Here is a 10,705-nt window from a genome sequence, read left to right as displayed (position 1 = left end):
ACCGGGGTGACCGCGCACCCCACCGCGCAGTGGGCGGTACAACAGGCCCGGAACATCGCTGCCGACCTCGGCGAGCGGGGCGCCGGGCCACGGTTCCTGCTACGCGACCGCGACAGCAGGTACACCGACGCCTTCGATGCCGTCTTCACCGCCGAGGACACGGAGGTGCTGCTCACCCGGGCACCGCGCATGAACGCGCATTGCGAACGTGTGATCGGCGCCATCGGCCGCGAGGCCCTCGACCACGTCCTGGTCCTGGGCGAGAACCACGCCAGGAAGGTCCTGACTGGCCACCAGGAGCACTACAACGGACACCGGCCGCACCGATCCCGGCAACAGCTACCGCCCAGCGCGACCGAGCAGCCCGCAATCGTGCACGACCTCGACGACCGAACCCTGCTCCGCACCAGGGTTGTCGGAGGCATCATCAACGAGTGTCGATACGCCACGTGACCTGCAACGACGACTTTTCGAGCCCCACACGCTCAAGGTTGAGTCCGGTCGGCTCATGCACGGCGACCGCGACGTCACCCGGCGACTGAACGGCATCCGCCACGAAGCCCGGACCGTCGCCCGCGTCCTCGGCTGCCCGCGATCCCCCTCGTCTCCATGGAAGGCGCCCCGCTCGTCGGCGGCGAGCTGGTGCTCGACGGCATCCGCATCGTCCCGGCCGACCGCCTTGTGTCCGCCCTCCGCGCCCTCGGTCGCCGCCACGCCGCCGTCGGCCCGCACCCCGGCCAGCGTGCCGCCCTCCTCTTCAAGCCGTACCGAAGGAAGTGACCCGGTGGACCTCCGTCCCCGCGCCCTGATCCGGCGGCTCAACAGCGCTGCGACTCCGGCCGAGCCCGACGACACCGACGAGACCAGCACAGCCCCCGCAGCCACCATCCCGGTCCAGCCGGTACGCGGAGGCGGCCGACTGCCGAATTGGTGCGAGCCGAAGCGCGACGTCGTCGACCTGGACGACGTCGCCAAGGACGCCCCCGAAGAGGAGCCGTGCGAGCACCCGCACCCGCACGCGGTCCACGCGAGCCTCACCGGCGAGCTCGTCGCCTACTGGTGCGAGGACTGCGAGACGCCGCTTCCCGTGCCCGACGGCATGGAAGACGACGACGAGGAAGACGGCGAGGAGGGCGTCGACAAGGTCCCGGCCCGGATCCGGCGCGGCTGGAGCATGCGCGGCTCCGGCAAGAGGGTCTACAGCCGTCCGACGTACAACCGCGGCAAGTCGCCCAAGAATTCGTTGATCGAGGCGTGGACTGGGATGCGCCCGCTGACCCGTCACGGTCTCTACAAAGGCGGCGCCTTGGCCCTCGGGTTCAGTCTGGGCGTCCCGCAGTTCTTTACCGCGGAGACCGCCTACCTGGCGGCGACGTACGACTCGTGGACCGACTTCTACGTGTGCATCTGGTACGGCGTCGCCGTCGCCATCTGGATGTTCGACCAGCGCACCCGCAACTGGCTGCCGCCCGTCGCGCTCGCCGCCCGGGTCCCTCTCGTCTCGGTGATCGTCGGCGTCCTGCTGTACGGCACCCCGGCCTGACCCACACCCCGATCCCGGAACGGAACACGCAGCATGGACTTCCTCCCCGCTCTCGGTGCTGTCGGACTCGCCGGTGCCCTGACCGCCCTCCTGTGGTTCGGCACCAGCGCCGGCGGCAAGATGAAGCCCCTCAGCTGGGGCGCCTGCCTGGTCTTGTCGATGATCGCCGGAGCCGCCTACAATGCGGCCGGCCCGCCCTTCGACATCATGTCGGGCCTCGTACGCGACGGGCTCGGCATGTTCAGCAGCGTGTTCCCCGGCTACAGCATGGCCGGGCTCGCACTCACGCTGCTGATCGTCATCCTCTACAAGGAGCTCACGACCCGAGGCGTGTCCATGCTCGGTATCGTGTTCTGGTACGTCGCGTCCGGCTCGGGCGGCGGGTTCGCCATCGTCGCCGCCAAGATCGCCGTGATCATGCGAGGCCTCGCATGAGTGGCGTGCGCTTCCTCGCCGCCCCCGACCCCGACGACGGCGAGGGACTCGAGGCCCCCCCTCATCGACGGTGGCGAGGACGCGGAGGCAGAAAAGACCGAAGAGCAGGTCGGCCTCCTCGGCGCGCTGTTCACGGGCGTGTGCGGGCCGGCCAGATGGCTCAGTGACCGCGCTGGCTGGAAGGCGCCTTGGGTGGCCCATGGGATCACGCTGTATGCGGCCATCCACTGCGGCGGCTGGGCAGCCGTAGTGATCGCCGTGGCGTGGACGACAGCGGTCGCCTTGTTCGTCCCCCGCGAGTACCTCGAACGCGTCGCCCGGAGGATCGAGCAGCGTGACGCCCCCGAGCACGTCGAACCGGACGACGACCAGCCGCCCGCAGCCACCCCCGAGGAGGTGTACGCGGCCACCATCGACTGGATCCGCAGTCGGATCGCCGACAGCAACGGTGTTCACCTCTCCGATCTCCTCGCCCACGCGCACGCTCACGGCCTGCATACAGACCTCGATGTGGGCGCCTTCCGGGCGGTGCTGCAGAGGTGGGGTACTCCGGTCCGTCAGCAGCTGAAAGTGGGGGCCGTAACCGGCCCGGAATCCACCGCATCGACCTACCGATCAGGCAGCCCGCAGACCCCGCTCCCCTGAAGAGCGCAGAACCGTCTACCTCACCAAACCACCTGCCCTGACCTGCGCATCTACCTCGCCTACCCGGCCAACTACCGCGACTGCCAACGCCACCCTCGGTTGTCGATCCGATGCATTCCGTAGTCAAAGGACCGGAAAGTCCGCCATGATGGGAAGTGATCTGAAATGAAGGAGGGGGCAGGGATGTACGCCTATCGGTGCGAGCAGTGCGGCACGACGGCCGGCCGTCGTCACGCGCCACGGCCTGGACGAGGAGCGGAGCAAGCACCGGAACCTCTTCCACGGCGGGCACGTCCCGGACGGCGAGCAGGTCATGGAGCCGGACAAGTTCAGCGTCTTCGACGTCCCCCGGGAGCAGTGGATCGTCGGCGGCATCATGCTGCTCGTCATCGTCTTCGGCCTCCTCTACCGCTTCGGTTAGGTCACGCCGCTTCGTACCGGTGGGCCCGCCCGCCGCGCCACTCGACCCAGTGCGCGTCGTCGAGGAGATCCCAGGCGTCGTCGAGACCGGCCCGCCTCAGGAACTCGACGAGGTCGTTGTCCGTGTGGGCGAGCCCGACGATCTGCCCGTTTCTGCCTCCTGCTTCGCGCGTCTCGGCACGTACCAGGACCACCGGCCGCTGGGCCCGTGTCACGACGGCCATGTCGATGGCGCCCAGAAAGTAGCTCTCAGCGGGAGTGAGCGCGGGGCCCCTCGTCAGCGACGGCCCCGCACTGTGACAGGCGGACATCGGCGCGTCATGGGGCGGCGGGGCACTTGGAGTTGCGCGGCGGGCGGCTGATCTGGTGCTCACCGACGACGAGTGTCGACGCTGGTGGTGGCGGTCGAGGAGGGCGCCGCGGCTACGACGTTATCCGCCGGTCCTGCCACTGTCCGTACTGGCATCCGCACGCCTTGCTGCGGTGCTCCTCTACGTGCCTTTCCTGTGCTCGGTGCTGGAGACCGAGCCCCTGCTCCGGGCGGCGGTCGCCATGGCGGCCGGGGCAGGCCCGGCCGGTTTCGCGCAGCCCTGCTGAGTGACCCGGCCGTGAGCGATGAAACCTGCCGTCTCCTCCGGACGAACGGCTCCCTGAATAGGGACCACTCGGTCCTGCTGCCTCGGCGTCCATGTGCGTACGGTGCAGGTATGAGCTCCTGCTGCAGCCGACGGCTGCTGCCACGCGCAGGCAGATCAGTGGAGGAGTCATGACATCTGCCAGTGAAGTACTCCCGATCATGTTCGGCGTCGACCCCGTGGAACCGGCGAATGCGGCCCTGGCCTGGGCAGCCGACGAAGCCGCCCGCCGTAGAGCGCCCCTCCTGCTGATTAACGCCGTCCTGCCGGTGACTCACCGTGTACGCGGCGTCGAGGAGACCGTGTACCACAAGGCCTTGCGTCAGCTGGGGGATGAGGCGCTCGACAAGGCGATCGTCCGTGCCCATGAGCGGCAACCCGGCCTTGAGGTGACGACTTTCATCACGGAAGCCGATCCGGCCCAGGCCTTGGTACGGCACTCCGCGCACGCGCGGCTGGTGGTCCTCGGCTCGCGTCGGCTTGGCCGACTGGCGGAAGTGCTCGATGCTGCTTCCACGGCGGTCCCGGTGAGCGCGCACGCCGCCTGTCCGGTGGTCGTCGTGCCGGAAGCCGAGCGCGACGTGGAGGAGCCGCCGTACCTGGTGGTGGGGGTGGACGGCAGCCGGTCGGCCGATGCCGCGTTGGAACACGCCTTGGAGGCCGCCGCCTTGCGTGGTGCCTCCGTGCGTGCCGTGTGGGTGTGGCAGCGGCCTCTACTGGGCTTTCTCGATGAGCAGGCGGCGCTCGAGTCGTGCCACAGGCAACTGCACGAAGCCACGGCGGGGCGGTCCCGCGCCTATCGGGATGTTCCGCTGAGCCATGCCGTGTTGCCGGGACATCCTGTTGAGGTACTGGCCGAGGCCGCTGAGCATGCGCTCGCCGTGGTCGTCGGGCGCCGCGGCCGGGAGGGCTTCACCGGCATGCGGTTGGGCTCCGTTCCGCATGGTCTGCTGCACAGGGCCGTCTGCCCTGTCGTCACCGTGCCCCCGCCGGCCGACGAGGGGCTCTGAGCTCGGACCGGATCGGTCCGGGACCGGAGCCGATCGTCTACCTCAGCCGCCGGACACGCGCACCCGTCGCCCAGCGTCTGCGTATCGAGTCTTCGTGCTCCGACTGTTCCAGAGACAGCTCCATCGCGGCCAGCTCCTGCGTCAGCCGGGGGATTCAGTGCCGACGCAGGGCACGTGCCCGCTGCCGGGTCCGGTGAGCCTCCGCAGCGATCATCCGCACGGCGGTGCTCGCCACTGCGAACTCCGCGGCGGCCCGTGCCGCTTCGCGGTAGGACGCCTCTGCGTGTGCCAGGGCGGTGTTCCGGGGAGTGGGCTCCGCGGGGGAGCGCTTGGCGGGCGTCCAGGAGACGTGGGACGGGTGGCGCACCCCGATGGAGGTGGTCCACTCGACAGTGACCTTCGCCCCGTCCGCCACCGCTGCCTCCGCCAATGACTGCTCCCCGCCCAGCAGCAGTCCGCGCAGCAGTTGGCTCTCGGCTTCGGACAGCCGTTGACGCCACGCGAGGCCCGCATCCTCCTCGGCCCGGCGCAGGACCTGCTCGCGGACCAGCAGGATCCGGAGCTTCCGCTCCAGCAGGTCGGCTCCGCGCAGCGCGGTGGTCAGGCTACGCCGCAGGCGTAGGCGCCCCGCACGTCCGGAAGGAACGCGGCGACGCGAAATCATGGGCCTGACTCCTTTGCCCGTCCCGCGTGACCCTCCGCCCGCCCGGGGCGAGAGGCTGTGGACGACTATCGGCACGCTCACTCCTCCAGCGTGGCCCGGGGCGATGGCGGGCGCATCCGGCTCGCCGGGGTGCGCGGGCCCCGGTCCGGCGTAAGAATCGCTGTACGGGCGGCGGCCCAGATGTCTCCCTGCCGCGGCCTGGACTGCTGCCCGACCGGTTCGCAGGGGGTCCTGGAGGTACGCATGCCGTCGACGATTTGGAGCGGGGCATCAGTTTTGGCTTGGTCACCTCTCTGAACCAGTGACTATCTTCCGTCGAGGCAGTCGGCAACCTGTGGCGCATGCGTACCGTCCCGGGCCAGGATGCGGCTATGCGTCAGGTCCAGAGCGATCCCGAGTTGCAGGAGCTGGTTCGGCGGTTCGTCACGCCTGATCGGCGATACCTTCGGTTGGGCGGGAGCCTTCTGCGTCTGAACCCGGTCGAGCGCTCTGCGTTCGTGCGGGATCTGGCTCAGGCTGCCTACGAGATCACTCCCGCGGAGCTCGGCATCCTCTTTGAGGGTGGCTGGCGCGAGCGTAAGACTGCCGCCTGGCTGGTCGCTGTGGCCCACAGGACTGAGTTCCGTGACCTCATTGGCCGGCTCCTGCTGGCCAGCGAGGGCCCGTATGCAGGCGCCGCATACTGCGTTGCCCTTGCGAAGTTCGGCTCCACAGCGGATGCCGAACTACTCAGCACCTACCTTGATCACTACTTGTCACGCCCCGACCTCGACTACGACCAGGCAGTCGTCCTTGGGACGCTTCTGTACCTCGATGAGATTCTCGGCTCTGAGTACACAACACGGTTCCTCGCCCCGGGCGGTCCCTGGGACCGATGGCTCGAAGTCCGGGCCGTGGCGGCCCTCGACCCGCAAAACTGCCGGCAGGCCGTGCAGCAGCTTTGCGCTTTCGTCGACGAGACCGCTGAGGCCTTCGCCTCGCTGGACTGCGGGAGCTGATCATGACCGAGCGAGACATCATCCTCAACGAACTCGCCCAAGGCCTGCGCCCGATGTCACAGGGCATCGAGTGGTTCGACACGCACGGCCCGGAGGAGCAGTCCGAGGTACTCCTGTTCCTGCGCCATCACTGCATGCAGGCCCGCGCCGTCACCGAAGACGGACCGGAGAGCATCTGCCGTGCCGGGCTGCGCCCGACGCACACGCCTGCGGTTCTGATCGCCCGCGGCCAGATCGACCAGCAACTGGGGAAGATCGCCGGCCTCACTCCTGTCGACGAACGTCGCAAGGCGTTCCGGCTTCTGGTCGCGGTACTCGCGGTCGCGGACGAACGGCGCCGCGAACGCTTCTGCTCCGGCGGATGCGGTCATTGGTGGCACAGTCTGCCCGTCGCCGGCGGGTGATACGAGTCCCCGTGCCGCTGTTCTCCGTCCCTGGACTCATCTCGGGTTTCCGCGACGCGTACCGGGACGCCCTGGAAGAGCTCATCGAGGCAAAGAGCGAAGGCAGGAACCGGCCCAGCCGACCGAGGGGGAAGCGCAGCAGCCCAGTCAGGTCGTCGACCTGATGGCGGCTCTGAATGCGTCCGTACAGAGGGCCCACGAGTCCCGCAGTGAGACGGGCGAGCACGCCACGGTCCACGAGATGAAGCCCCGCAAGAAGGCGGCCGCGAAGGAGACGCCAGGGGTGTTCGGTTCGGTCGCCTCGGCACCGACGGCCTGGCGACTGCTCGCCGACACCGACGAGAGGACACTGGCTTCTCTGCGCTCGGCGCGTGCCCAAGCTCGGGAAGTCGCCTGGTTGCAGGCCGCCGAGCAAGGCGAGGGCATACCCGCGGTCCGGGCCGCGGGACGCATTCTGCCCGGGCTGGTCCTGGACCTCGATGCCACGCTGGTCACCTGCCACTGCGAGAAGGAGCAGGCCGCACCCACCTATACGGGCGGCTTCGGTTTCCACCCGCTGCTGTGCTTCCTGGCCAACACCGGCGAGGCACTGTCGGGCCGACTGCGTCCCGGGAACGCCGGTGCCAACACCGCGAGCGACCACATCACGGTGTTCGACCAGGCACTCGCGCAGATCCCCGACGCTCAACTGCACGGCACCGACATCCTCGTCCGCACCGACAGTGCCGGATCCGCGAAAGCGTTCCTCGCCCACGTCCGCGACGTGCGGAAACGAGGGATCCGTACCTTCTTCTCGGTCGGCTACGCCATTACCGAGCCGGTCCGTCGCGCTGTCCGGGCCATTCCCGACAGCCTCTGGCATCCCGCCCTGGACCAGGACGGGACTCTGCGTGCCGGCATGGTCGATCTGGACGGCTATCCGGCCGGCACCCGCATCATCGTGCGCCGCGAGCGGCCGCACCCCGGAGCCCAGCTGTCCCTGTTCGACCAGGACGAGGGCCTGCGGCATCAGGTGTTCCTCACCGACACCCCGTACTCCGGTGGCGGTTCCGCCCAGTTCCTGGAGGTCCGCCACCGCGGACATGCCACCGTCGAGGACCACATCCGGAGCGGCAAGACCACCGGCTTCGGCCGTTTCCCCTCCCGCCACTTCGGCATCAACACCGTCTGGCTCGAACTCAGCCTCGCCGCGATCGACCTGCTCGCCTGGACCTGTGTCCTCCTCCTGGACGGGGAGAAATCGAGCCTCCGTCAGGCTCGGAGCGCTTCAGCCCGTGCTGTCCGCACTGTCCTGACCGGGATCCTCTGATGATTCTCCGGCCGCAGCGACATCGCGACCACCCCCACCGCTGACACCGCCCCGCTCCCACCAGACAAGCACCCACCGGCCCAGGTGTCAGCGCCCCGCCAACATCACCAACAGAGTCTGGCCATTGGCTCTTGGAGATGGTCGGGTAGGTCTTCTTGGCCTGATTGAGCAGGTGTATTCCCAGGGCGTTCTCGGACAGGCTCGCGGCGGTGACGACCACGGCGGGCACGATGTCCACCGCCGATCCCTTGGGGTCCAGCAGTGCCGCGGAATCCACCGCGCAAATATCAACGCCTTCCCCGAGGACCTTGCAATTAGAGAGAATGGCAAGCCCCGCGCGGCTGCCGAATTCCTGAATCACCGAACCGCGGTGTTCGCTCTCGTGCTCCCCGTGCAGCCATCCCGACCACACCTCACGCGGATACACTTGCGGGTCCGCCGCGTGCAGCTTCTGCGCCACGCCAGGGCGACGACCTCGATCAGTCCCCGGCCCTCGCGGTCGGGGCGACGACCTCGATCAGTCCGGTCTCGACGTCGTAGACGAGTCCTGTCACGAGGCCTGCGGGCATCCTGGTCTTGAGGACCTCCTTGAGGATCCCGACGTCGAGCCGGACGGAGGCGAACGGGTCCATGACGGCTTTCCCGTCCAGCGCATCGACGGGGATGTCGAAGTCGTTCGCGAGCATTTCGGGGAACGCCGCGATGTCCTTGATGCCGCAGTCGGTGTGATGCATGACCACGATGTGCGTGCCTGCGGGGCGGTCGCCGCGGTGGGCCGCGCTGACCTTCGTGAGCATGGTCAGGGTGCGGAGCACGGCCGGGTTGACGCGTCCGCCCACGTTGCGGATCGCCGTGACCTCGCCGAGGTCCAGCCCGAGCACGTGGCTTGGATCGACACGGGAGTCGACGCACCCGATGACCATCAGCTGGCCGCTGCCCAAGATGTGCAGGCCCTTGTACGATTCGCCGGCAGCGAACCGAGCGTTGCGGCCGACCAGATCCTCTGTATTGATCATTTTGTTTCCTAAACGGTGCTGTGGGGATCGAACACATAAGAGCATATGCTCCTATTTCGCGGGGTGCAAACACCATGAAGCCGGAGCATCGGCATTGTTGAGGCGCGCCGGCGTCCCGCGAGCCCGGCCAGCGCGTTCAGAGTAGTCCGGCGGCTCGGGTGCCGGAGGTTCCCGGCACCCGAGCCGCGGGTCGTCAGTCGTGGCTGGTGCTCAGGGCGATGTGGCGTCAGGTGTCCATCTCCGCTGTTTTTCAACCAGAAGGTCGGCGTCTTCCCGGGGACGACCCTGCTGCCCGTTCGTTGTGGAGGCTGACAACGGCTTGAACGTGCCAGCAGGGTTGGTGGCGCGGCCGGGTGCAGATCCGCGTGCATGTTCTCCCTGCCTCCAAGATGCCGTCCGTGCGTCATGCGGCCGCGCCGTTCAGATGGAACGAGGTGCCGGATGAGCTCTGCATCCAGGCCGAGGGAAGCGCGGCGGCGAGCGCGTGCTGCGCGCGCCAGCCGGTGCAGTGGCCGGGGACCAGGAGGCTGGGCGCCAGCTGTGTCAGTGCACCGATCGTGGGCTCAATGATCGGTTCGAAGGCCGGGCCGCCCAGGTGCAACCCGCCGATGAGGGCGTGGAGACGCTCGACCTGGGTGAGCCGCTGCGCGTGCCGAACGATGTTGATCGCGCCGGCGTGGCCGCAGCCGGTCAGGACCACCAGCCCGTGGCCCCGGAGGTTCACTACAAGTGCCTGATCGTCGATGATCTTCGCGTCGTGCGCCCAGCGTCCGCCGGTCCACGCTTCGTGGCTCGGCGGCATACCCCGTTCGAACTCCGTGCTCCTGTCGACCTCGCCGGTGATCAGGACGCTGTTGTCGAGCAGGAGCGAGGGCACGCGCCGTTCGACCACGTCGAACCCCTCCTCGCGCAGGGCTTTCTTGCTGACGGTGGGGAACGGCAGGATCTGGCCGCCCGGGGAGACCACGCGGCGGTGGGTCCACGCCTCGGGGTGCACGATCATGGGCATGGCCGAGCGCCGGCGGGCGGCGAGACCGGCCAGGCCCCCGGCGTGGTCGAAGTGGCCGTGGCTCAGGACGACCGCGTGCAGATCGTCCAGGCGCACGCCGAGCCTGTCGGCGTTGCCGACCATCGCTGTCGGAGAGAGCCCGGCGTCGAACAGCAGCGTGCTGGTATGCCCGAGCCGCTTGGTCGTGACCAGGGCTGAGAAGCCGTGCTCGGCGACGAGCCCGACGAAGGTGCGTCCCTCCTCGAAGTGCGTCGCCGCCTCGACACCGACGGCGAAGGAAGCGCGCCGCGTGCGCTCGTCCCCGGTCAGGAGCCCGTCGTAGACGTTGTCGACCAGGATGGTGATCTCGAGTTCGTCGACCGGTTCGAGGCGAATGGGGTCTACCGCCGGCCCGTGGGCAAGGCGGGGGGCGGCGCCGGCCGCTTCGGAGGGACTACCCGCGGAAAGACACATATGATCAGCCTCCTGTCGACTCGTGACTCGGTGGTACGCCGACGCCGCGTCGGCGGGTGTGGGCATCGCTCTTCGAAGGCTCCTCGCCAACCTCCAGTTCCACCATGCCGCGTCGTACGCGGCCCTTGGACACCCCGTGGCTGCCGCCACCGTCGCGACCCCCC

The 10,705-nt window shown here is 68.7% G+C and carries 12 protein-coding genes and 2 pseudogenes; 9 read left to right on the top strand and 5 right to left on the bottom strand.

Annotated elements, in window-relative coordinates; translation table 11 throughout:
- From ACWCP8_RS38000 to ACWCP8_RS37980, 5 genes are all read left to right on the top strand, one after another.
- Positions 1-453: integrase core domain-containing protein (locus ACWCP8_RS38000; protein WP_451120965.1), on the top strand; the 453-nt coding region annotated here is incomplete at its 5' end.
- A gap of 156 nt (positions 454-609) precedes the next feature.
- Positions 610-780 (top strand): hypothetical protein, encoded by a 171-nt coding sequence (locus ACWCP8_RS37995; RefSeq protein ID WP_382845351.1) that lies wholly within the window; start codon positions 610-612, stop codon positions 778-780.
- Positions 781-784: 4 nt separating this feature from the next.
- Entirely contained in the window at positions 785-1,543 is a 759-nt protein-coding gene (locus ACWCP8_RS37990; RefSeq protein WP_451120963.1) for a hypothetical protein, read from the top strand.
- A gap of 33 nt (positions 1,544-1,576) precedes the next feature.
- Positions 1,577-1,978 (top strand): hypothetical protein, encoded by a 402-nt coding sequence (locus ACWCP8_RS37985; RefSeq protein ID WP_451120961.1) that lies wholly within the window; start codon positions 1,577-1,579, stop codon positions 1,976-1,978.
- Between the two features lie 192 nt (positions 1,979-2,170).
- Positions 2,171-2,623 carry a hypothetical protein gene (locus ACWCP8_RS37980; protein WP_451120959.1) on the top strand — a complete coding sequence of 151 codons (453 nt, stop codon included), beginning with the start codon at positions 2,171-2,173 and terminating at the stop codon, positions 2,621-2,623.
- A 422-nt stretch (positions 2,624-3,045) separates the two neighbouring features.
- Here the strand turns inward: ACWCP8_RS37980 and ACWCP8_RS37975 are convergent, their stop codons facing one another.
- On the bottom strand, positions 3,046-3,267 hold the full coding sequence (locus ACWCP8_RS37975) for a hypothetical protein (protein WP_451120973.1): 222 nt from the start codon (positions 3,265-3,267) through the stop codon (positions 3,046-3,048).
- A 542-nt stretch (positions 3,268-3,809) separates the two neighbouring features.
- On the opposite strand from ACWCP8_RS37975, the gene ACWCP8_RS37970 reads away from it, so the two are divergent.
- The gene (locus tag ACWCP8_RS37970; RefSeq protein ID WP_352270360.1) at positions 3,810-4,688 is read left to right on the top strand and encodes a universal stress protein; all 879 of its coding nucleotides are present in this window, start codon (positions 3,810-3,812) and stop codon (positions 4,686-4,688) included.
- A gap of 154 nt (positions 4,689-4,842) precedes the next feature.
- On the opposite strand, the gene ACWCP8_RS37965 is transcribed toward ACWCP8_RS37970, so the two are convergent.
- On the bottom strand, positions 4,843-5,352 hold the full coding sequence (locus ACWCP8_RS37965; RefSeq protein WP_352270358.1) for a V-type ATP synthase subunit D: 510 nt from the start codon (positions 5,350-5,352) through the stop codon (positions 4,843-4,845).
- Between the two features lie 371 nt (positions 5,353-5,723).
- Between ACWCP8_RS37965 and ACWCP8_RS37960 the strand changes: the two genes are divergently transcribed.
- From ACWCP8_RS37960 to ACWCP8_RS37950, 3 genes and pseudogenes are all read left to right on the top strand, one after another.
- Positions 5,724-6,350 carry a DUF6000 family protein gene (locus tag ACWCP8_RS37960; protein WP_352270357.1) on the top strand — a complete coding sequence of 209 codons (627 nt, stop codon included), beginning with the start codon at positions 5,724-5,726 and terminating at the stop codon, positions 6,348-6,350.
- 2 nt (positions 6,351-6,352) lie between these two features.
- Positions 6,353-6,754 (top strand): DUF5958 family protein, encoded by a 402-nt coding sequence (locus tag ACWCP8_RS37955; protein WP_352270355.1) that lies wholly within the window; start codon positions 6,353-6,355, stop codon positions 6,752-6,754.
- A 259-nt stretch (positions 6,755-7,013) separates the two neighbouring features.
- Positions 7,014-7,991: pseudogene (locus ACWCP8_RS37950) on the top strand (IS1380 family transposase); the annotation flags it as partial.
- 184 nt (positions 7,992-8,175) lie between these two features.
- On the opposite strand, the pseudogene ACWCP8_RS37945 reads toward ACWCP8_RS37950, so the two are convergent.
- From ACWCP8_RS37945 to ACWCP8_RS37935, 3 genes and pseudogenes are all read right to left on the bottom strand, one after another.
- A pseudogene (locus tag ACWCP8_RS37945) lies at positions 8,176-8,286 on the bottom strand (IS5/IS1182 family transposase); the annotation flags it as partial.
- A gap of 256 nt (positions 8,287-8,542) precedes the next feature.
- Positions 8,543-9,079: a carbonic anhydrase gene (locus tag ACWCP8_RS37940; RefSeq protein WP_451120956.1), complete on the bottom strand. Its 537-nt coding sequence runs from the start codon at positions 9,077-9,079 to the stop codon at positions 8,543-8,545.
- A 403-nt stretch (positions 9,080-9,482) separates the two neighbouring features.
- Entirely contained in the window at positions 9,483-10,541 is a 1,059-nt protein-coding gene (locus ACWCP8_RS37935; RefSeq protein WP_451120954.1) for an MBL fold metallo-hydrolase, read from the bottom strand.
- Positions 10,542-10,705 lie beyond the last annotated feature (164 nt).

Source organism: Streptomyces sp. NPDC002206, from assembly GCF_053593595.1.
Note: the sequence above shows the minus strand (reverse complement) of the source record. Positions and strands in the feature narration are given on the sequence as shown.